The organism is Pseudomonas sp. K8 (genome assembly GCF_014889455.1).
Taxonomy (GTDB): domain Bacteria; phylum Pseudomonadota; class Gammaproteobacteria; order Pseudomonadales; family Pseudomonadaceae; genus Aquipseudomonas; species Aquipseudomonas veronii.
The window spans coordinates 27,160-48,042 of sequence record NZ_VJWO01000015.1 but is presented as its reverse complement, the minus strand read 5'-3'; the positions used below and the strand labels follow the sequence as shown (position 1 = coordinate 48,042).

General features: G+C 60.7%; 17 protein-coding genes. 3 read left to right on the top strand and 14 right to left on the bottom strand.

The genetic code is table 11. The annotated features are described in order from the left end of the window. Positions 1–88: 88 nt before the first annotated feature. The 4 genes from INT12_RS13395 to INT12_RS13380 all read right to left on the bottom strand — a co-directional run bounded on the left by INT12_RS13395 (position 89) and on the right by INT12_RS13380 (position 4,775). Entirely contained in the window at positions 89–457 is a 369-nt protein-coding gene (locus INT12_RS13395) for an AprI/Inh family metalloprotease inhibitor (RefSeq protein WP_017845713.1), read from the bottom strand. 48 nt (positions 458–505) lie between these two features. Next, positions 506–1,939 (bottom strand): serralysin family metalloprotease, encoded by a 1,434-nt coding sequence (locus tag INT12_RS13390; protein WP_193040485.1) that lies wholly within the window; start codon positions 1,937–1,939, stop codon positions 506–508. A 358-nt stretch (positions 1,940–2,297) separates the two neighbouring features. Next, a complete protein-coding gene (locus INT12_RS13385) occupies positions 2,298–3,401 on the bottom strand; it encodes a P1 family peptidase (protein WP_017845711.1) in 1,104 nt (367 codons plus the stop codon). Between the two features lie 9 nt (positions 3,402–3,410). Beyond that, the gene (locus tag INT12_RS13380) at positions 3,411–4,775 is read right to left on the bottom strand and encodes an APC family permease (RefSeq protein ID WP_193058871.1); all 1,365 of its coding nucleotides are present in this window, start codon (positions 4,773–4,775) and stop codon (positions 3,411–3,413) included. A 199-nt stretch (positions 4,776–4,974) separates the two neighbouring features. Between INT12_RS13380 and INT12_RS13375 the strand changes: the two genes are divergently transcribed. Further along, positions 4,975–5,769, top strand: coding sequence for a helix-turn-helix transcriptional regulator (locus INT12_RS13375; protein ID WP_017845709.1), 795 nt, complete (start codon positions 4,975–4,977; stop codon positions 5,767–5,769). A gap of 44 nt (positions 5,770–5,813) precedes the next feature. Here INT12_RS13375 and INT12_RS13370 read toward each other — a convergent pair whose 3' ends face one another. The 5 genes from INT12_RS13370 to INT12_RS13350 all read right to left on the bottom strand — a co-directional run bounded on the left by INT12_RS13370 (position 5,814) and on the right by INT12_RS13350 (position 10,235). Then, positions 5,814–6,893 carry a polyamine ABC transporter substrate-binding protein gene (locus INT12_RS13370; protein WP_057004055.1) on the bottom strand — a complete coding sequence of 360 codons (1,080 nt, stop codon included), beginning with the start codon at positions 6,891–6,893 and terminating at the stop codon, positions 5,814–5,816. Between the two features lie 60 nt (positions 6,894–6,953). Further along, positions 6,954–7,295: a cupin domain-containing protein gene (locus INT12_RS13365; protein ID WP_017845707.1), complete on the bottom strand. Its 342-nt coding sequence runs from the start codon at positions 7,293–7,295 to the stop codon at positions 6,954–6,956. 26 nt (positions 7,296–7,321) lie between these two features. After that, entirely contained in the window at positions 7,322–8,728 is a 1,407-nt protein-coding gene (locus INT12_RS13360) for an NAD(P)/FAD-dependent oxidoreductase (RefSeq protein ID WP_193058870.1), read from the bottom strand. Between the two features lie 168 nt (positions 8,729–8,896). Continuing rightward, positions 8,897–9,325: a hypothetical protein gene (locus INT12_RS13355; RefSeq protein WP_046484159.1), complete on the bottom strand. Its 429-nt coding sequence runs from the start codon at positions 9,323–9,325 to the stop codon at positions 8,897–8,899. A gap of 82 nt (positions 9,326–9,407) precedes the next feature. Then, positions 9,408–10,235: a helix-turn-helix transcriptional regulator gene (locus INT12_RS13350; protein ID WP_102617472.1), complete on the bottom strand. Its 828-nt coding sequence runs from the start codon at positions 10,233–10,235 to the stop codon at positions 9,408–9,410. Positions 10,236–10,492: 257 nt separating this feature from the next. Here INT12_RS13350 and INT12_RS13345 point away from each other — a divergent pair, with 257 nt between their 5' ends. After that, complete coding sequence (locus tag INT12_RS13345; RefSeq protein ID WP_017845703.1) at positions 10,493–10,765, top strand: DUF1652 domain-containing protein; 273 nt, start codon at positions 10,493–10,495, stop codon at positions 10,763–10,765. Between the two features lie 92 nt (positions 10,766–10,857). Here INT12_RS13345 and INT12_RS13340 read toward each other — a convergent pair whose 3' ends face one another. Continuing rightward, entirely contained in the window at positions 10,858–13,302 is a 2,445-nt protein-coding gene (locus INT12_RS13340; RefSeq protein ID WP_193040655.1) for a UvrD-helicase domain-containing protein, read from the bottom strand. A 218-nt stretch (positions 13,303–13,520) separates the two neighbouring features. Between INT12_RS13340 and INT12_RS13335 the strand changes: the two genes are divergently transcribed. Then, positions 13,521–14,216, top strand: a complete 696-nt coding sequence (locus INT12_RS13335) for a pirin family protein (protein ID WP_193040654.1) — start codon at positions 13,521–13,523, stop codon at positions 14,214–14,216. 55 nt (positions 14,217–14,271) lie between these two features. Here INT12_RS13335 and pgm read toward each other — a convergent pair whose 3' ends face one another. The 4 genes from pgm to INT12_RS13315 form a co-directional block, all read right to left on the bottom strand. Next, positions 14,272–15,918: a phosphoglucomutase (alpha-D-glucose-1,6-bisphosphate-dependent) gene (gene pgm / locus INT12_RS13330; protein WP_104903134.1), complete on the bottom strand. Its 1,647-nt coding sequence runs from the start codon at positions 15,916–15,918 to the stop codon at positions 14,272–14,274. 104 nt (positions 15,919–16,022) lie between these two features. Further along, positions 16,023–17,429, bottom strand: coding sequence for a PLP-dependent aminotransferase family protein (locus tag INT12_RS13325; protein WP_193040653.1), 1,407 nt, complete (start codon positions 17,427–17,429; stop codon positions 16,023–16,025). Between the two features lie 36 nt (positions 17,430–17,465). Further along, entirely contained in the window at positions 17,466–18,902 is a 1,437-nt protein-coding gene (locus INT12_RS13320) for a hypothetical protein (protein ID WP_193040652.1), read from the bottom strand. 705 nt (positions 18,903–19,607) lie between these two features. Then, positions 19,608–20,630, bottom strand: a complete 1,023-nt coding sequence (locus INT12_RS13315) for a zinc-dependent alcohol dehydrogenase family protein (RefSeq protein ID WP_193040651.1) — start codon at positions 20,628–20,630, stop codon at positions 19,608–19,610. Between the last annotated feature and the right edge of the window lie 253 nt (positions 20,631–20,883).

Below are 20,883 nucleotides of genomic sequence, written 5' to 3'. Positions count from 1 at the left end.
TCTTCCTTGAACCCAATGACCGGCAATAGTTGCCCCAGCCCCTGAATAAGCGGCGGCCAACTATTAAATTCGAGTTATAGCGTTATAACTAAGGTATTCGTTGCAATGTCACGATATCGCCAGATGGCGTGCGCGCCTGGTATTCGCCGTCGCGCTGACGATTCAAGTGGGTAATCCCGGAACCTTCGGCATTCATCAACCAGATCCCGTCCGGCGTCGGCGACCATGTCAGGGGCTTGTCTCCCAGCCATTGCTCGACGCAGGCCACATCGCCCCCCACGGCGGTGGCTTGCTCCAGCAAATCCAGGGCACAGACCTGATCCTGTCGGTGCAGTTGCCAATGTCCGGCCAACTGCGCGGTGGTGGGTAAAACGAGACTGCTAGCCATTGCGTGGGCTCCTGCCGACACGAACAACACCTGTAGGACACAGGCGATCAAATGCACAAAACGCGGCATGTGTATGCCCCTCCTGGAAGCGCGGCGCCACAACGCCGCGCCGGTGCATCAGGCCACGATGTCGCTGACCGCTGCCTGGCCCACGGTGGTGACGAGGAAATCCGCCACGCCGTGCCCGGAGAAGTCCACGGCCAAGGTACCCAGGTGGGTGCCCGAGGCATAGCTCAATACCGCGTCGCCGGCATGCCCGGTGAACGCGTTGACGAAGCTCAGGCCCGCACCTTTGGTGATGCCGCTCAGGTCGATCTTGTCGGCGCCGCTGGTGAAGTCAAAGATCTTGTCCGCCGCACCTGGCTTGGAATCGGAACTGGCACCGAACACAAAGGTGTCGTTGCCGGCGCCGCCCCACAGTTGGTCGGCACCGCCAGCGCCGTAGATGAGGTCGTTGCCGGCCCCGCCCTTGATCAGGTTGGCGGCATTGTTGCCGATGATCAGATCGTTGCCCGCGCCGCCGAAGGCGTTTTCCACGGTGACGCCCTTAGCGATGGACACGTTGCCCACCAGGCCGCCAACGTCGGAGAACGAGGTCTCATTGAGGTTGATCTTCTGGTTCTGGGTGAAACCGGAAAAATCCAGGGTGTCGTTGCCGCCGCCGTCCCAGACCGAAAATACCAGCTTGTCGGCGTTGGCGGTGGCGCTGAGGAAATCACGCCCGGTGTTGGAGTTGAAGCCGTAGGTGGTGTCGCCAGCGCGGGTGGCGTAGTTCGCGCCGTAAAGCTTCTGGATCGCCGCGATATCGTCGATCAACGGCCCGGAGGCATAGGCCTCGACCCCGCCCTTGCTGAAGTTCTGGTTGGTGTTGCTCTCACTCCAGTAACTCATGAGGCTGTAGCCGCGCGTGTCCTGTCCATAGGTCGCGTCGTTGTAGGTCGGATTGCCGTTCCCGGCGTTGTAGTCGCCGGGGTGAGCCAGGCCCAGGCTATGACCGATCTCGTGGGTCAGGGTCTGCCGGCCGTAGTTGTTCAGGTCCGGGGTCTTGTTGGGTGTGTAGCTGCTGTTGGTCAGGTACCACGAGGTGCCGTCGTAGCCAGCGCCGGTGCCGGGCAGGTAGGCGAAGGCCGCCGCGCCGTCCTGGCCGCCGCTGTAGTTGCCGAAGGTCATATGCCCATCGCCGCCGCGGGCCTTCTCGGTGAAGGCAACGTTGGCGACATCCGACCAGGATTGCATGGCCAGCGCGGCCTGGGCTTTCTGCTGGCTGTTGAACTGGCTGAAGCCCGAAATGCCATGCTTGTTCAGCGTGCTCGAGGAGGCCGAGGTCAGAAAGGTGTAGGTCAGGTCGATCTTGCCGTTGCCGTCGACGTCCCGGTACGCGGCGCCGTCGCGCAGCAGCTGGGTGGCGGCCTGGTCAACGGAATAGGAGGGTTTGCCATTGATCGTGAGGTTGCCGCCACGGTCGTACAGATGGCTGAAACTATCGATTTGCGTATACGCAGTGCTGGCTTGCGCGGCAGACACAATAGCCTGGTCTTTTACTTTTGACATAAACGTACTTCCTTGTGTGCAAGTGCATCAGTCTTGGGTCGATAGGAACCCCGCTGGCGAGATCGTCCTATCACTCGCCTCTTTTGAAGGCGTCACGAAACTGACACAACTTGAAATCTTTCGTCTACATCTATTTACGCAGTGAAAACCGACAATCCAGCAACTTAAGCAAGTCGCGTGCAATGTTTGTAGGGGGTTAGTTGCTTTTGTCCGACAAAAAGCGCCGTGCTGTTATTTAAATATTAAATAGCGGTAAAGCCGCTCAACTTGAGCGGCGCACTTGTTTAGATGGATCCAATATATTGTCACGGTGTCATTCGCCGCATTAAAGAGCCAGCATCTTTATAAATACACCGGATTATCGGCAGCTGTTCCAGCCCGTCTCGCGCAATGCCTGCAACAGTGTTTCACCGTCCAGACCCGGCACCCGCACCCCGTCGTCGGTGGTCATGCTCTCACCGGCCAGCATGGCGTTGACGATCGCCTCCTCCACCGCCTCCGCCGCGGCGAGGAACAGCGGGGACATATGATCGTTATTGACCATCTGCACCGCGCTGCTGAACGCCAGGTCCTTGCGCCCATAGTCCGCCGGGGGCAGCGCCTGATTGCCGGTGGCGAAGGCCAGGAACAGGTCGCCGCTGGAATCCTCGGTGCCGCCGCCGGTGCGCGCAATGCCGATGGACGCGCGTTGCGCCAGGCGCCGGCATTGATGGGGCAGCAATGGCGCGTCGGTGGCCAGGATCACCACGATCGAGCCCATGCCCGGCGTGCCCCGCTCGGCGAACGGCGATGGGATCGCCATCAACTGCCGGCCCACCGGGTAGCCGTCGACCCGCAGTTCCTGGCGCTTGCCATGGTTGGCCTGCACCAGCACGCCGACCGTCCAGCCGCCCTGCTCCGCCGGCAACCGGCGCGACGCGGTGCCGATGCCGCCCTTGAATTCATGGCAGATCATCCCGGTGCCGCCGCCCACTGCACCTTCCTGTACCGGACCACTTTCGGCGTGCTCCAGCGCCTCGCGCACATGCGCAGGCTTGACGTGCTGGCCCCAGATATCGTTCAGCAGGCCGTCGTAGGTTTCCATCACCACCGGCATGCACCAGTACACGGCCGGGTCCGCCAGGCGCTCGCGTTCCAGGGCAATCAGGGTGTCGCGCACAATGCCGAGGCTATGGGTGTTGGTGATCGCCAGTGGCGTGGTCAACAGCCCGGCTTCGCTGATCCACTCCAGGCCCGTGGCGTCGCCATTGCCGTTGAGCACGTGATACCCGGCAAAGCACGGCTGCTGCCGCGCCTCGCCGGCACGCGGCTGGACAACTGTGACGCCGGTACACACCTGTTTACCGTCGACGCGGGTCTTGAGCGTGCTGTGGCCGACCCGGACGCCGGGAACATCGGTGATGGCATTCAACGCGCCGGGCGTGCCCAGCCCCAACGTGATGCCCAATTGACGTGCGCGCATAACCACTCCTTACAGTTTCTGATACGCCGGACTCAACCGGCCACTGATGCAATACAGAATCACCGACAGCGCCAGCAAGCCGATGATGACCATGATGTCGCGCACCGAAGCCTCCGCGATCAAGGTCATCAACAGATACCCGGCGCCCAGCACCGCCAGCAATGCCGGCAGCGGCCACAAGGGCATGCGATACGGATGTGCGCGCTCACGCAGCAGCACCCGGCTCATCAGCGCACTCAAGGCCACGATCAGGTACACCAGCATGATCAGCAGCACACTGAACGAGGTGAGGTCCGCCAGGTTGGAGCTGAAACTCAGCAGCGCCGAAGGGATCGCCAGGAACAGCGTCGCCAGCCAGGGCGAATCCCAGCGCGGGTGAATGCGCGTGAACAGTTTGTTGATGGTCGGCGTCCACAGGGCGTCGCGGCCGCTGCTGAATACCACGCGGCCGATCTGGATCACGATGGCGACGATGGCGTTGAATACCGAGAGGAAGATCCCGGCACTGACCAGGCGCGACAAGGTTTCGTTGCCATGGCTGGTCAGCAGGTAGCCGATGGGGTCGGGGCTGCTGATCATCGCACTCAGCGACGGCGCACCGATCAGCAGTGCGGTGATCGGCACCAGTTCGATCACCACCACCAGCCCCAGAGACCACAACACCGCTTTGTGTACGCCCTTGCCGCCGCATTTCATGTCTTCGGCCAGCAGCACCGCCGGCCCGTAGCCATTGAAGGAGAACAGGCCGATGCCGACCGCGCCGATCACCAGGGCCCAGGGCGCCAGGTGCAACATGCCGTTTTCGACGATCTGCGGCTGAAACAACACGCTGACCGGCTGCACCGGATGGCCGAAGCCGAGGAACACGATCACCAGCAAGGCCGCCACTTCCAGCAGCAGGCAAGTGCCGGTGATCCAGGCATTGAGCTTGATATTGAGGATGCCCAGGGCGTAACTGCACACCACAATGACCAGCGCAACGGTCTGGGCATCGAACCGGGTGCCCAGGGCGTTATTCAAGTAGGTCGCCGCGCCCGTGGCCAGTACCGGTGGGATAAACAGCAACATCACCAGTACCGTCAGGAACGTCGCATAGCCCGCCATGCCGCCGAATACCCGCTTGGCATACACATATTCACCGCCAGCGCTGTTGTGGGCGCGGCCCAGTTCGGCGTAGCAAAAGGCGAACATCAGCGCGAGCAAGGCGGCCATGACAAAGGCCAGGAACACGCCGCTGCCGTCCTGTTGAATGGCGAACGGGGCGATCACGAACACCGAACTGGCGGGCGTCACCGCCGAAACGGTAATGGCCACCACATCGAAGACGCTCAGGGTGGGCTTGAGCACGCCGGCAGGCGCGGGGGAAGCACCCATATCGTTATCCTCTGTCGTTGTTTTTTGTGTGAGGCAGAAACGAAAAGTCTGAAAGTCGTGGGATATGTTTCCCACTCAATGATCGCGAAGTTAAAGCCAGAGCTGTTGTCAGCCAATTCCCCTATTGGCGTACTCCCCTTGACGACACCCGGCAAAAGCCGAACCCTTGGCCGATCTTTTGATGAGGGGAACCTGTGACATGAGCCTGTTCAGGGAAGTCGGCATGCATGCGGGGCTGGGGCGCACCCTGTCACAGATCGGCAGCGAGCGATTCTGGAAACAGCTGGTGCTGTTGTTGCACCAATGCCTGCCGTTCGATAACGCCCTGGCGATTTTCTACCCGCTCGACGGCCTGCCCCAGGCCCTGGAGGAATACGACGCCCAGCCCAGCAGCAAACCGGCGTCGATGCTGGTGTACCTCAACGGCCTGTACGTGCTCGACCCGTTTTTCCAGGCCTGTCGCGAAGGGTATGCCAGCGGCGTGTACCGCCTGGAGGAAGTGGCGCCGGACCATTTCCGCCAGAGCGAATACTTCCTCAATTACTTCCACGACAACGTGCTGGAAGACGAGGTGCAATTCATCCTGCAACTACCTGGCGCGGGCACGTTGTCGCTGTCACTGGGCATGCAGCGGCGCTTCAGTGCTGAAGAAACCGGGCTGCTGACCACCTTGGCGGCGTGGGTGCTGCCGTTGATGCAGCAGCATTGGCAGCAAAGCACCCAGCGTGTACCGGCAGCGCAGGCGATGGCCAGCCAGATTCGCGATGCGCTGAGCCATTTCGGCTGCGGCGTGCTCTCGGACCGCGAGCTGGAAGTCGCCCGCCTGGTACTGCGCGGGTTCTCCTCCAAAGCCATGGCCGAGCGCCTGAATATCTCGCCGGACACGGTCAAAGTGCATCGCCGGCATCTGTACGCCAAGCTGGATATTTCTTCGCAGCCGGAGCTGTTTTCGTTGTTTATCCAGTCGTTGGGGCATGACCTGGAAAACCCCTGAAATCCAAATGTGGGAGGGGGCTAGCCCTCTCCCACATCAGTTCTTCAGCGCCCGGTACGAATGGTGTTCCACACCCGCGTGCGAACCCGGTCGATATTCAGTGGCATCGCTTCCAGCGCGAACAGCTTGCCCATCATTTCCGCGCTTGGGTAGATCTTGGTATCGGCCTTGATTGCCGGGTCCACCAGGCTGTCCGCCGCACTGTTGCCGTTGGCGTAATGAACGGAGTTGGTGATGTCGGCCATCACTTGGGGCTCCAGCAAGTAGTTCATGAAGGCATACCCGGCCTTTTCATCCGGGGCGTCGGCGGGCATGGCCACCATGTCGAACCAGATCGCGGCGCCTTCCTTGGGGATCTGATAGCCGATGTTCACGCCATTCTTGGCTTCCTTGGCGCGGCTTTCGGCTTGCAGCACGTCGCCGGAGAAACCGACGGCCACGCAGATGTCGCCATTGGCCAGGTCACCGGTGTATTTCGAGGAATGGAAGTACGCCACGTAAGGCCGTACTTTCATCAGCAGCGCCTCGGCTTTCTTGTAGTCCTCAGGCTTCTTGCTGTGGGGTGGCAGCCCCAGGTAATTCAGAGCGATCGGCAACAATTCCGGGCCATTGTCGAGGATGGCCACCCCGCATTTGCTGAGCTTTTGCATGTATTCGGGCTTGAAGATCAGGTCCCAGGAATTCACAGGCGCGTTATCGCCCAGCACTGCCTTGACCTTGTCGATGTTGTAGCCGATGCCGGTGCTGCCCCACAGGTACGGGAAGCCGTGGGCGTTGCCCGGGTCGTTGTTTTCCAGGGCCTTGAGCAGCACCGGGTTGAGGTTCTTCCAATTGGGCAATTGGCTCTTGTCGAGCTTCTTCAGGGCGCCGCCCTGGATCTGCCGCGCCATGAAGTGGTTGGAGGGAAACACCACGTCATAGCCGGAGTTACCGGTCATCAACTTGCCATCGAGGGTTTCGTTGCTGTCGTACACGTCATAGCTGAAACCGATGCCGGTTTGTTTCTGGAAGTTCTTCGTGGTGTCCGGCGCAATGTAGCTCGACCAGTTGTAGATCTTCACCGTCTCGGCGGCCTGACTGATAGCGGCCACCAACATCAAGGGCAACAGGGCAATGGCTTTCATGGTTCGATTTCCTGGCGGTTTTAGGGCTGTTTTTATGGCAGGCGATCAAGGATCAAAGCGTTACAGGATCAATACATAGGTCTTGCGCACGGTTTCCTGGATATCCCAGGTTCCGCTGCTGTTGGCCGGCAACATCAGTGCATCGCCGGCTTGTAGGTGGACGATTTCACCGTCGTCAGGGGTGAAGGTGCAGCGGCCCTGGATAAAGTGGCAAAACTCCTGGGCTTTGATCTGCCGGCGCCAGCGGCCGGGGGTACAGGCCCAGATACCGGTTTCGACGCCGTCGCTGCGCTCGACGCTCAAGCTTGACGCCACGGCGATCGGCTCGCCCAGGGGCACGGCGACCGGTGACGAATCCGGCAGATGGGCATTCAGCGCGTCTTTGAATTGAGTGATGCTCATGGGGCTACCTGTGTGAGTGGAACGGCTCAGTGCATGAAACTTTCCATGAACCCAGCCACGCCGATCGCCAACTTGCGGCGCCAGGGCGCGGTATTGGGATTGGCCAATACCTGGTCTTCATGGACAAAACTGCGAATGATCGCGTTGTAGCCCAGCCAGCGGCACGGCTCCGGCTCCCAGGCCTTGAGCGCCTCCAGGCCACGCTCGCGGATCACCCAGGGTTGATGGGTCAACGGCGTCTCCTGGCCCAGGATCAGGTCGGCCAGGGTGCGACCGCCCAGGTTGGTGGCACCGCCGCCCTCCCCGCCGTAGCCGCCGGACAGCGCGATGCCGGTGGCGTGATGGCAGAGCATGTGCGGCCGGAACTGGCGCGACATGCCGAGGTTGCCGCCCCAGGAGTGGGTAATCCGCACGTTTTTCAACTGTGGGAACAACTCGCCGAACAGGTAGCGACGCAGCGCCACTTCGCTGTCGGTCAAATCGAAGTCGTGGCGCAATTTGCCAGCAAACTGATAACCGCCACGGGCACCGAACACCAGACGGTTGTCCGCCGAGCGCTGGCCATAGGTGACCTGGCGGCTGCTTTCGCCGAAGGCCTGGCCATGCCTCAGGCCGATTTCGTCCCAGGTGCTGGCGGGTAATGGCTCGGTGGCGACGATCAGGCTTTGCACCGGCAGTTGGTAGCGACCCAACGGCGCCAAGGTGGTCGCGTAACCCTCGACGGCCGGCACTACCCAGGCGGCACGCACGCCGGCCTTTGCAGTGCGCAGGCGGCCGGACTGCCAATGGGTGACGGGGGAGTTTTCGTAGATCTTGACGCCCATGCGTTCCACCACCCGCGCCAGGCCGCGGACCAACTTGGCCGGGTTGATCGTCGCCACATGGGGCGCATAAACCGCGCCAAAGGGCTTGGCGATTCGCAGTTGCTCAGCCAGTTGTTGCGGGTTCAGCCAGCGGTAGTCGGCCTCGGTGAGGCCTTGGGCGTAGAGCTTGTCCAGATAAAGGCGCAGGCTGCTTTCCTGCTCGGGGTAACGCGCGGCGCAGTACAGGGCGCCGCCCTTGCGGTAGTCGCAGTCGATGCCTTCGCGGGCCAGCACCTGCGCCACTTCGTCGGGAATGCCGTGCAGCAGGTCAAACGAAGCACGCCGCTGCTCGGGCGTGAGGCCGGCGAGTAAACGGTCTTCCCCCAACAGGTTGCCCATCAACCAGCCGCCATTGCGCCCGGACGCGCCGAAACCGGCGGTTTGCGCCTCGATGATCGCAATGTTCAGCTCGGGCGCCTGGCGTTTGAGGTAATACGCGGTCCACAGACCGGTGTAACCGGCGCCGATGATGGCCACGTTGACGTCCAGGTCGTGCTCCAGAGACGGCCGCGCCAGCAGCGGGTCGTCCAACTGATCCATCCATAAACTGATAGTGCGCCATGCCGGCATGCCAGGTTCCCCTACCTCGTTTCGATAGGCTGGATCCTAGAGCGGGATGTCAGAGGCTGTCTTGCGCGCGTGCACGCAGGGAAATGTTGGCGCGACCTGCTGCCCCGTCAACGCCGAATGATTGGCGCTAACCGACGCGGGCAGAGGCTGCGGGGCCGACTATTTATTCTATCCCTTGAAGGCGTACTGGACGTTTACGATAGTCGTTCGACCGCCAACACTGAACTCACAACTCACTACCCCGAATAACTGTTTAAGGGGGATGCTCCTGGTGAGCGACACCTCGCCTTTGTCAGCTGTATAGCTGTTACCGGTTTGATGGTCGACGTAAATAACATCTTTAACACTCTCCCCGCCCACCTGGTATTTACCCGTCGAAATGGTGGGCGGTGTGAGTTGCACTTGAACCGCTTCGAATTTATCCGGGTTCTCGTCAACGGTTCGGGCACCGAAAAACCTCAGCGCACCGTCTTGCTCATCCATATACACACGGTCCGCTTGAAAGGTGTGACCCGTTCCGTCGATGTTAATGATTCCGTCCATGCGGCCTTCACTCTCTGGACGGTTCGGGTGGGCGGATTTATTGTGCTTAGACATAGCGACACTCCAACTGAAAGAAAAGATGCCTGGGCATTACACTACGAATCCGCGAATGAAAAACCTGTCGAACATGACAGGTTTAACCCACATCTTTTTTATTGCCAGTTGATCTAGCCGACTCGCCCTCAAAGCGCCCTTTAATGTAAGCCTTCGGCGTCAGGCCGGTGTGCTGGCGAAAAGCGCTATAAAACGCCGATAACGAATTGAACCCCGCCGCATAGGCCAAGTCGTCCACGCGTATGGGCGGCCTGGCTTTATCCAGCGCAGCCAGCAAATGCACGAGCCGAGCCTGATTGACATAGCGATAGAAGGTTTGCCCGAGGACTTGATTGAGCAAGTAGGAAATCTGATTGCGACTGTAACCGCACTCCTTGGCAACCCGTTGCAGGTCCAACTCTGGGTCCAGGTAGGGTTGTTGCTGCTGGAAGTAGTGCTGCAGGTCGTTGGCCATATGCCCTAGTTGCTGGGGCGACAGGCCCAGGCGGCTGACGCTCGGGCGCGTAGTTGGGGGGCTGTGTTCATGCACCAGTGACGCATATTCATTGACCCGCCAGATCAGTCCATCACGCACGGTGATGGCCTCACTGGTACGGAACGACACCAGGCCCTGCCCGCCGCGCAGGGTGATGCGGTACTGGATGAACGCGGTGTCGCCATCGGCGCGAATGCGGTCCATGTGCTCGATGGCCTCGTCGGGCCCGCGCGGCATGCTGGCTTGCAGGTACTCGCGCAGCTCGGCGTAGCCGACGACGCGGTTCTGGAAGAAGTCGTGGTACTGGATGTGCGGATGGTAGTAAGACATCACGCCATCCAGGTCGCGATGACGCCAGCATAGGTGGTGGCGCGTCACTAGCTCGCGCGTGGCGTGGGTGTGCTGGCAATCATCGTCCGCGGCGGTGTGGGGCATGCATGGCTCTAAGACGGGTAAAAGGTGGAGGTTGCCGAATTTCAGCGCTGCCATCAATGGCCGACGGCAACTTCTGACTAATGGCCTTTTGCCCAGCCTTTAGCAAGACATGACACACGTCAAGCTATAGGAAAAGAACCGCCGAACGGGGCGAAAAAACTGCCCTTGCATTTATGAACGAATGCTATTTTTACACTCTCACTCGCTGTGACCAGTGACGGTCATGGCCCCCTGCCGCGAGCTAAAGGAAGCGCTCAATGAACAAGGTGGGCAACATGAACAAAGTGACATTCCCCAACGCCTGCCAGCTGATGCGCTGGCATTTCCATCCCATGGGCTTCGAAGGGAGCATGGACGCTCCCGGCAGTATGGTCGCGCGTCTGTTTGACCGCGCCAGCGGCGAGACGCTGATTGCCATCGCCGGCATCCCCTGCGCCACCGTGATGAATGCTACCGATGTAGAGCGCATCATCGAAGCGGTGGAAGCGGAGCTGGAGTGTTTTGTGCCGCCGCATTTGTTAAGGGCTTGAACACGACCAGCGGTGCGCCAGTCGAGCGGTCTATCGACTGATGCACCGCTATTGCGGGCAAGCCCCTACATAGGGCCTGTGCCAGACAGTGCTTAGCGCTGATCGTCAAAGAACGCTTTCCTGGCGTCGACCCGCTCCGAGGCCTTCGGCACATTCACGGCCTGACCCTCGGGTTTTTCCACATACCAGTAGCAATGGCTGACCGCGCGGGTAATGCCGACATACGCCAGGCGCAGCACTTCGTCTTTTTGCGCGTTGTCGTAGGGTTCAGTGTCGCCGGCCTTGCCCAGGCCCGCCATGCGGTACACCTGGTTCTTGTACGGCGAACGGGTGACATGCTGGCAATCCCCAAGCAGGAACACCGCATCCGCCTGCAGGCCTTTGGCGCTGTGATAGGTCAATTGTTTAAGCCTGCGCGCCGCAGGCGGCAAGCTAGAATCCACATTAACTACAGACTGAATATATTCATTAATCAACAACTTATCGCTACTTTTTCGATACAGCATTAACACCGAATCGCCCTTTTGATAGTGCTCCTGCAGGCGCCGGCCCAAGGCCGCATCGTCGCGTTCCAGTACCGTGACGGGCACCAACGCCTTGGGTGTGCCGCTGGCCTTGGCCTTCTTGCCGGGGATCGCCGGCGCGGCGCGCACAATGTGTTCGGCGGCATCGATGATGTGCTGATGGCTGCGATAGTTCTCGCCGAGCATGACGCGGGTGGTACTCGGTGCCGGGAATTCCTGGTTGAACTGCATGAAGTACTTCGGCGAACTGCCGCGCCAGCCATAGATCGACTGCCAGTCATCCCCTACGCACAGCAGTGACGAATGCTGGGCGCCACGTCCTACATGCATGGCTGGCCCACGGCTGCGGATTTCACGCAGGCTGGCGCGCAGCCAGGAGACGATCTGCGGCGAGACGTCCTGGAACTCGTCGATCATCAGGTGTGACAGCGGCCGCAACAGAGGGTCGCTGAGCAACTTGAGGTTTTCCGGGGTGTTTTCGCCAAACAGCGAGAACATGCGGTTGTAGGTCATGATCGGCGGCGACTGGTCGAGCAGATGATCTTCCAGGGCTTTCCAGAAAATGCTCAAGGCCTCGAAGAAGCAGCGGTCCGGATCGTCTTTGGCGAAGCTCATCTGGCCCACGGCACTGGGCACGTCTAGACCGAGGTTCTCGATGAAACCTGCGGCCATGACAAAACAGTCCAGCAACGGCGCCGACGCCAGCTCGCCTTTGACCTTGTAATCGAACCCCGGCCCCGCACTGGCATCACCGGCCAGGCTGCTTAAAAGACGCTTGGACGACTCGTAACTATCAAGCCATATCAAAGGCTTACGGCAGAATGCTTGAAACAGGGTGCGCTTGACTGCCCATTCCGCACGCACCGACAGCTTGGCATTGGGGCGGCTGAGCTGGGCGTTTTCCCGCGAATCGAAGCCCAGCACGACCCAGGCATCCAGCTCTGGAATATAGCCATGGCAATGGAATTGCGCGCCATTGATCTCCACGGTCTGGCGACTCGGCTCGATCCCTTTGATCGGCCAGGCGCCCGCGCGAAACCACAGGTCTTCAATCACGTCACACAGCTCTTCATCGCGCTTGGCGGCCAGTTCTGTCACGGCCATGCGCTTCTGCACGTCCGGGTGATCACGCTCCAGCTCCTTAAGCTGCAAACCATGGCGCGCCAGCGGTGCAATCAGTTCGCGAAAGCGCGCGTGCTGGCCGTACAGCCGGTGGTAGCAGGCGTTCATCTGCTGGCGTTGCGCCTCGTTGAGGCGCAGGTCGAACGGGTTGCTGTCTGCGTCCTCGAAGCCCGCACTGAGGTTCTCGAACGCCTGCAGCCGCTCGAAGCCCGGCAGGCTGCGCACCATCGGCAGGATGCGCGAGTGAAAGGTCCGCACCACGGCCTGAGCTTCTTTGATATCAATGGGTTGCCCCCACAAGCTGAGCACTTCCATGAGCTTGTTGATGAAGTCCTTGCGCGACTCACGGGTGAACGTCACCACGGTCATCGAGCTCAGCTCGAAACCCAGGTAATGGGTGAGCAGCAGGATACGCAACACCAGCGAGGTGGACTTGCCCGCACCGGCACCGGCGATCACCGAGGTGGACGGCGTGTCGCTGAAGATCATCTTCCATTGGGCGGCGCTGGGCTGCGCGTGAGCCGGCAGCAAGCGTGCCACATCGGCCTTGATGCGTTTTTTCAGATCGGCCGTGAGGGGCAGCCGCCAATCATCGAACAGGTTGTCATCCACCCCCGGCGCACGGTGTTCTTCCGGGCGGAAGTCGCGAATCAGCAGGACCTGCCGGCCTTCTTCGATGCCGTCGGCCTTGCCCTCGCGATAGCCGTACTCCACACCCGCCTCGTGCCCACTGCGAAAACCGTCGGCCTGCCCATGCAGCCAGGAGAACCGGTGTTGCGCGCGCAAGCGGGTCAAGCCATGCCCGAACAAGCGGGCGGCGAGCCGTTTCAACCATGGCATTTCGGCCAGGGGGCGCAATTCAGGGGGCAGATCAGGCTGTTGTTGCGGCACGCGGACTCCTGCGATGAGCTGGGTGTTGACGAGTGCGCCATGGTCGCCGGAATCGCCGCGCAGTTCCAGCCAATTGCTTTGCTGTCATGCAGTTAGGCGATGAAGTGAAAGTCAAAGCATCCGAAACCAATCCAATTGATCGATAGGAATAAGGCATTTTTTACGCTTTTTATCGATCATGCACTGTTGGATGATGACCCCATCAACTGGAGACGATCATGCTCGAATTACGACCTTTCACCGCCCTGGGCGGCGCCCATCATGGCTGGCTTGACGCCCATCATCACTTTTCATTCGCTGAGTACCACGATCCCCAGCGCATGCACTGGGGCAACCTGCGGGTCTGGAACGACGACATCATCGCGCCCGGCACCGGGTTTCCCCAGCACCCGCATCGCGACATGGAAATCATCACCTATGTACGCGAAGGCGCCATCAGCCATGCCGACAACCTTGGCAACAAGGGCCGCACCGAGGCGGGTGACGTGCAGGTCATGAGCGCCGGCACCGGAATTGCTCACAGCGAATACAACCTGGAAGCCACCCCCACCAAGATTTTCCAGATCTGGATCATCCCCAACGAAGCCGGCCTGCCGCCGTCATGGGGCGCCAAGCCGTTTCCGAAAGGTGACCGCGAAGGGTTTGTGACCCTGGCCAGCGGCAAGGCCGGTGACAGCGAGAGCCTGCGCATTCGTGCGGATGCGCGCCTGGTGGCGGCCAACCTGAAAGCCGGGGAAACTGCCGAATACCGCCTGGACAGCGGGCGTCGCGCCTACCTGGTGCCGGCGACGGGGGTGATTGAGGTCAATGGCTTGCGCGCACGCGCGCGAGACGGTGTCGCGGTGAAAGATGAACAGCTGTTGCGCGTGACCGCGATAGAAGACAGCGAGATCGTGCTGGTCGACCTGGCCTGATCTCGAGGCGAAATGTAGGCGCGGGCTGACCCGCGCCTACATTGACTGAGGCGTGTCAGCCAGCGCTGATTGCAGCGTCAACCAGTACCTGCGCCTCTTGCACCAGTTGCTTGAGGTGATCTTCACCGATGAAGCTCTCGGCGTAGATCTTGTAGATGTCCTCGGTGCCCGATGGCCGTGCGGCGAACCAGCCGTTTTCGGTCATGACTTTCAAACCGCCGATCGCCTGGTTGTTGCCCGGCGCATGGCTGAGGATCTGCTGGATGCGCTCCCCGGCCAGCTCGGTGGACGTCACCTGCTCCGGCGACAGTTTGCCCAGCAACGCCTTCTGCGCCGGGGTGGCCTTGGCGTCGACGCGAATCGCGAACGGTTCGCCCAGAGCGTCGGTCAGGCCACGGTAGATCTGGCTGGGGTCCTGGCCTTTGCGCGAGGTCATTTCTGCCGCGAGCAACGCCGGGATCAAACCGTCCTTGTCGGTGCTCCACACGGTGCCGTCCTTGCGCAGGAACGAAGCGCCGGCGCTTTCCTCACCGCCAAAACCCAGCGAACCGTCGAACAGACCGTCGGCAAACCACTTGAAGCCGACCGGCACTTCGTACAGGCGCCGTCCAATACGCGCCGCGACGCGATCGATCAAGCCGCTGCTGACCACGGTCTTGCCCACGGCCGCATCGGCGCGCCAGCCGGGACGGTTCTGGAACAGGTAGTCGATGGACACGGCCAGGTAATTGTTCGGCGCCAACAGGCCGCCGGACGGGGTGACGATGCCGTGGCGATCGTGGTCCGGGTCGCAGGCGAAGGCCACGTCGAAACGTTCCTTGAGTCCGATCAAGCCCTGCATGGCGTAGCTGGACGACGGGTCCATGCGGATCTGGCCATCCCAGTCGACGCTCATGAAGCGGAAGGTCGGATCGACTTCGGTGTTGACCACGTCCAGGTTCAAGCGGTAGTGCTCGGCAATCGCCGACCAGTAGCGCACCCCGGCGCCGCCCAGCGGATCGACGCCCAAACGCAGATCGGCGCTGCGAATGGCGTCCATGTCGATCACATTGATCAGGTCGGCCACGTAGCTGTTGAGGTAGTCATGGCGATGGGTGGTGTCGGCTTTGAGCGCCTGGGCGTGGGTGATGCGTTTGACCCCGGCCAGCCGATTGGCCAGCAGCTCGTTGGCCTTGGCCTCGATCCATTTGGTGACGTGGGTATCGGCCGGGCCGCCGTTGGGCGGGTTGTACTTGTAGCCGCCGCTTTGCGGCGGGTTGTGGGACGGCGTGATGACAATGCCGTCGGCCAGGCCGCTGGTGCGACCGCGGTTATAGCAGATGATGGCGTGGGAAATGGCCGGGGTCGGCGTGTATTCATCGCCCTCGGCGAGCATCACATGCACACCGTTGGCCGCCAGGACTTCCAGCGCGCTGGCCCCCGCAGGCGTCGACAATGCATGGGTGTCGAGGCCGACGAACAACGGCCCGTCGATGCCTTGGGCTTCGCGGTACAGGCAGATGGCCTGGCTGATGGCGAGCACATGCCATTCGTTGAAGCTCAGTTCGAACGAGCTGCCCCGGTGCCCGGAAGTCCCGAACGCGACGCGCTGGGTGGAGATCGCTGCATCAGGCTGACCGGTGTAATAGGCCGTAACCAGTCGCGGGATATCTACCAGCAACTGGGCTGGCGCCGGTTTGCCCGCAAAAGGACTGATTGTCATGCATAAACCTCGGAAAGAAGGATTCGGAAAAAATGACAGTTTACTGAGAGTTGGACTGCCGCGCGATGTTATAGATCCCACACCAGCAAGAGATTTTTCACACGCTAGACGCTCTGCGCCTGCAGCAAGGCCAGCGCCAGCGCATCCAATGCCGCGTCCAGGTTCGGGTGCCCGTTGAACGCATGGCTCAGCCGTAGTTGCTGATGATGCAAGCCACTGAGGCTGAACAATTCCCCCGGGGCAATCACCACCTGTTGCGCCAGCAGGCGCTGGAACACCTGGCGCATGTCCACCGGCGCCGACGCGTGCAGCCAGAAACTCGCCCCGGCCAGCGGCATGCGGTAAGTCACCCGCCCTGCCAGGCGCTGATCCAGGCGCTGGCTCATGGCGTCGGCCTGCTCACGCAGGCGCTGGCGCAATGTCTGCAGGTGCTGGTCCAGCCGCCCGCTTTGATACAGGTGGGCAATCGCGCGTTGGCGGATCGACGACAGGCGAAACGAACGCAGCAGGAACTGGCGCTGCAGCTCACTGCTCAGGTGGCGTGACAGTACATAGCCGAACGGTGCTTCCGGACCGAGTACTTTTTCGAACGACGAGAATACGATCAGCCGTTCGGGGTTGACCTGGTTGCGCAGCGCCGTGTGGTTCTGCGCAAAACCCAACTCGCCAAAGGTGTCATTCTCCAGCAGCCAGCAGCCATATTCTTCGAGCAACTGAGCCACCCGCAAGCGCTCATAGTTGAGCATGACGTTGCCCGACGGCATGCCCACCACCGACGATAGCAGCACCAAGTGGACGGGTTCATGGCGCAACAGGTGTTCGAGCCGCGCCAGGTCCAGGCGACCGTCGACCTGCCAGGGCAACTCAATGACGCGCACGCCGGCAGCCTGCAGCAGGCGCAGTATTAACCAGTCGCAGGGGGACTCGACCAATACCGCGGCGCCCTTGAGACCCAGTACATCAATGAGTATTTCCAATACACCGCGCAGATCGGCACCGATGTAGACGTCATCGGCCTGCCAGCAGCGGGTCGGCGATGAGGTGTAACGCGCCGCCAACGCCGCGCGTAGCTCCCAGACGCCGCAAGGCTGCGACCAGGGTTGCAACTGGCGTGGGTGGCGGCGCACCAGTTGGCGTTCGAGCATCAGCAATGCGCCGTCCAGCGCTCCCAGCAGCGCCGGTTCATCGCCGCTGAGTACCACCATTCCGGGCCGCCGCGCCGCCGCATACAGGCGCTCCAACAGATCGGCTCCCGCCGCCATCAGCGGATTGGCTGTCACGGGCCAGGCGAAATAACCCGATTTGGCCACCGAATACACCCGCCCTTCCTTTTCCAGCAGGGAGTACGCGTATTGAATCGTCGAGATCGACACATTCAGGCGCGTCGCCAACTGCCGCAAAGAAGGCAGTTTGACGGGCATGTCCAGGCTGACTTCGTTGATCAGGTTGATCATGTAGCGGTACACCGCCTGGTAGGCGAAATCCGCCTGCCGCTCACCTCGCAGGTTCATGACTGTCTACCTGGACGCACACACCGGCGCACCCGCCTAGCGCCCGAACAACTGAAACGCCCGCGCCTCGGCGTTGGTCTGCAGACGTGCGGCGCGGCGCTTGCGCGCATCGGCGCCCTGTTCAACCGCCAACGGGCGCTTGCGGTAAAGGTGCTGGAGCAGAGGCAGCGGCAAGCCGCTGGTGTCGATCGCCCATTGCTGCAGCATGTCGGCAGCCGGCTTGCCCTGGAGCACCTTGTGCAACTCGGGGAGTGCCACCAGCATGCCGGGGTGGCATTGACGCAGGTAACCCTCCAACCGCTCACCATGATGGATGAAGGGCGAGAACAGCAAACAGGTCAACTGGGCCTCCTCCAGGCCAAAGAACTCTTGGGCGTAGGCCGTCGACTGCACACGCCCTTCCCCACCGCAGGCCTCTGCGATCAAATGTTCAGGAATTTGCCGGCGACACAGGTAGTCCATCGCCTGGCGCAGAAAACCCGCCACGCCGTCCTCGTAGGACAGCTCGCGCAGGCACTGGGCCTGCACCCCGCGCAGGTGAGCCATCAGCAGCGGGTTGGGGTAGGCCGGATGACTGAAGTGAAAACCAAACGGATCGGGGACGTAGCCCAGGAAGTCGCTGAGCAGAGGGGTTGAAGCAATGTCGACGTTGTTAAGCAGGTCGGCGATACCAATGTAGGCCAAATGGCGGTGCCCACCCCGGCCGGGGCTCTCATGGGCAACGTATTGCTCGCCATAGAGGTCTTGATAACAGCCGTTGCTCCACTCCTCCATGCGCGCGAACAACCCGGTGAGCGAGGCCGGCTTGCCCGGCGCAGTGCTGACGCCGGCCGCTTGGGCCGCCTTTTTCAACCACGCCAGGTACTGGCTTTGCTTGCGCGGTGAATCACCGCTGACCAGCGCATGCACCCCTCCGTTCCAGGTGGTGACACGCTGGTAAAAATCCCCCAGGGACAGGTAAGTATCGTTACACAACGTCGCGCGAATATCCCCGGAGGTCAGGTGCCCCACCATCAGCATATTGCGCTGGCTGACTTCCCTGCCCGCGCCTGAGGCCGGGCGCTGGTGGTTGAACGGCTGCACTACCTGGTTTTCCACCATCAGCAGCTCAACCCGTGGGTCGTCGTGGAAAAACAGTGTGCTGTAGCCATGCTGCAGGCTATCCAGCGTGGCCTGGGTCATGCCGGCATGTCGGAGCGTCGCCACACGCAAATTGAAAGTCCTGGGCGCGCGGCCCGCGATAGTCAGTTGCGCCGCACGCAGCAGTGCCAGGGTATAGCTGCTGACTTCGCCGCCCCCATGGGCAACCAACACTCTGTAATCGCCCACTTGTTCCATGCCGCCGGCAGCCACGACAATTCGCTGAATCAATAATTGAAGTGCGGTACGTTCGACGCGCGTGAAGTGCCCGACCAAACGTTGCAGAACTTGCTGATAAACATAGTTCATGGCTTGTTCGTGAATTGCGCTCATAGTTCTACTACCTGAGTTGAAATATCAGTTCCAAGTAACTGCCGAGGTTATTTGCTCGACCCATTAGATGCGTAGGAATGTCGTCACACCGCGTGGCGTAACGATAAATAAACCTTAGCACGCCGTAACAATTCGACAGGGAGTGCCAATTGTGTGCCCTTCGCGCCGCCTCTCCTTGAGACCCTTGCGCCAGGGCGTCCTGGCTACCCTAGGACCGTTCCGACAATGCCCTACACCGGCTTAAGCAGGAAACTAAGGATGCATCCGACATAAAGAAAAGATCCAGTTCAACCAATCAAACTTCAATAAATTGGAGTTACCTATCCCAACAGCCGCACCCTGTCTCGCAGGCAAGCATCGCGATAATTTAATTTCATATGTATCAGGCCGGAACGTCAGACATTCAATCATTGCTCAATCCTTGAGATGAGAGTGAAGTCACGATTATCGGCACTGGCATAATGATTAACAGATACAGAACGCCGCAAGAAACCAGTTCAGATGGCAATTGGGCAAGCCGTTGATTACGCGCACACACAGATGCCGCGCTGGAATACAGCGCGGCATCGGGGGGAAAGCTCGTGTTTTGCGGGGCCTGGCGCCCTGATGGCGGCTTAAACGCCGCGAGGGTTAAGCCCTGACAAATGGCGCATTTGCCCCATCCGTTCAGACGCCGGAGTATTCATTTGCGAATACTCCTACAGCTCAAACAGCTTCAACCTGCAATGCGACGCGCTCACGGCACGGGCATTCGTCCATGTAGCGGTGTGCTTCGACGAACTGGCTGAATGGAAACACAGTGGTTTTCAGCGGGACCAGCACGCGGTCGGAGGTCATCTGGTTGATGTCGCGCAACGCGCGCTGCAATGCCACTTGGTCCTGGATGATGCCCAGCTCCGGTTTGCCGGTGAAGTTGCCGATGCAATGCACAAAGAACTGAATATTCTTCTGGAACGCCGCACAGGCCGGGAATGGCGTCTGGTTGCCACCTTGCAGGCCATACAGCACCAGGCTGCCACGCGGCGCCAAGACATCACCGAGTAACGACATCTGCGGGCCGCCCAAGCCATCGAACACCACGTCAACGCCGCGATTATCAGTGAACTTGTTGATTTGCATGAGCAGGTCCTGCTCTTCGGTGACGATGACCTTTTCCGCCCCGAGGGACAGCAGGTACTCGCGCTCCGCGCTGTCCTTGGTCGCGGCAATCACACGCACACCCAAGGCCTTGCCCAGTTGCACAAAGGACGGGCCGGCGCAGTGGCTCGCGTCGGTCACCAAGGCAAACTGGCCGGGTTTGACCCGCGCCAAGTCCACATATGCAAAATATGCAATCAACAGCGGCGTGTAATGCACGCTGGCTTCGATCGGGCTCAAGACATCCGGATAACGGGTCAACGCCGAACGGGGCAGGACGATTTGTTCGCCATACACCGGGTAATCATTGGGGCTCTCGGCGGGAAAACTGGCGACTTTATCGCCCACGGCCAAGTCATCCACGCCGTCGCCCAGGGCTACGACCACCCCGGCCATCTCGTGGCCAAGGCCGGACGGCAAACGTGCGTGGGAAGACGCCAGGTTCTGGCGCCACAAAATGTCATACCAACTGATGCCAATTGCCTCGACACGTACCTGCACTTCGCCCGGTGCAGGCTGCGCGGCTGCATGCTCTTCGCACTTGAGCACCTCAGCCGGACCAAACTTGTGAAAACGGATCGTGCGGGACATCGCAAACCTCGTCAAAGTAACCTCTATTGCCCTGAACTCTATCTGGGCTTTCCGGGTAAGACCACCGGTCGCCGTTAATAGTCGACATGTCTGTCATTGATTCCGCGACTGAGGAATAGACCTCAACTATCGTAGGAAAACTCAATTAGCCGGTGCAGAGTACCAGCCTTTCCCCGTAAGATTCATGCCGGTCATGCTCCGAGCATGGAGATCATAGGGATCATGTATGGCCGCTCTCGTCAAGTTTACAGAC

Excerpts from the sequence above, each read along its gene's own strand:
- INT12_RS13395 (WP_017845713.1), bottom strand. The coding sequence starts at position 457 with ATGCCGCGTTTTGTGCATTTGATCGCCTGTGTCCTACAGGTGTTGTTC.
- INT12_RS13390 (WP_193040485.1), bottom strand. The coding sequence starts at position 1,939 with ATGTCAAAAGTAAAAGACCAGGCTATTGTGTCTGCCGCGCAAGCCAGC.
- INT12_RS13385 (WP_017845711.1), bottom strand. The coding sequence starts at position 3,401 with ATGCGCGCACGTCAATTGGGCATCACGTTGGGGCTGGGCACGCCCGGC.
- INT12_RS13380 (WP_193058871.1), bottom strand. The coding sequence starts at position 4,775 with ATGGGTGCTTCCCCCGCGCCTGCCGGCGTGCTCAAGCCCACCCTGAGC.
- INT12_RS13375 (WP_017845709.1), top strand. The coding sequence starts at position 4,975 with ATGAGCCTGTTCAGGGAAGTCGGCATGCATGCGGGGCTGGGGCGCACC.
- INT12_RS13370 (WP_057004055.1), bottom strand. The coding sequence starts at position 6,893 with ATGAAAGCCATTGCCCTGTTGCCCTTGATGTTGGTGGCCGCTATCAGT.
- INT12_RS13365 (WP_017845707.1), bottom strand. The coding sequence starts at position 7,295 with ATGAGCATCACTCAATTCAAAGACGCGCTGAATGCCCATCTGCCGGAT.
- INT12_RS13360 (WP_193058870.1), bottom strand. The coding sequence starts at position 8,728 with ATGCCGGCATGGCGCACTATCAGTTTATGGATGGATCAGTTGGACGAC.
- INT12_RS13355 (WP_046484159.1), bottom strand. The coding sequence starts at position 9,325 with ATGTCTAAGCACAATAAATCCGCCCACCCGAACCGTCCAGAGAGTGAA.
- INT12_RS13350 (WP_102617472.1), bottom strand. The coding sequence starts at position 10,235 with ATGCCCCACACCGCCGCGGACGATGATTGCCAGCACACCCACGCCACG.
- INT12_RS13345 (WP_017845703.1), top strand. The coding sequence starts at position 10,493 with ATGAACAAGGTGGGCAACATGAACAAAGTGACATTCCCCAACGCCTGC.
- INT12_RS13335 (WP_193040654.1), top strand. The coding sequence starts at position 13,521 with ATGCTCGAATTACGACCTTTCACCGCCCTGGGCGGCGCCCATCATGGC.
- pgm (WP_104903134.1), bottom strand. The coding sequence starts at position 15,918 with ATGACAATCAGTCCTTTTGCGGGCAAACCGGCGCCAGCCCAGTTGCTG.
- INT12_RS13325 (WP_193040653.1), bottom strand. The coding sequence starts at position 17,429 with ATGAACCTGCGAGGTGAGCGGCAGGCGGATTTCGCCTACCAGGCGGTG.
- INT12_RS13320 (WP_193040652.1), bottom strand. The coding sequence starts at position 18,902 with ATGAGCGCAATTCACGAACAAGCCATGAACTATGTTTATCAGCAAGTT.
- INT12_RS13315 (WP_193040651.1), bottom strand. The coding sequence starts at position 20,630 with ATGTCCCGCACGATCCGTTTTCACAAGTTTGGTCCGGCTGAGGTGCTC.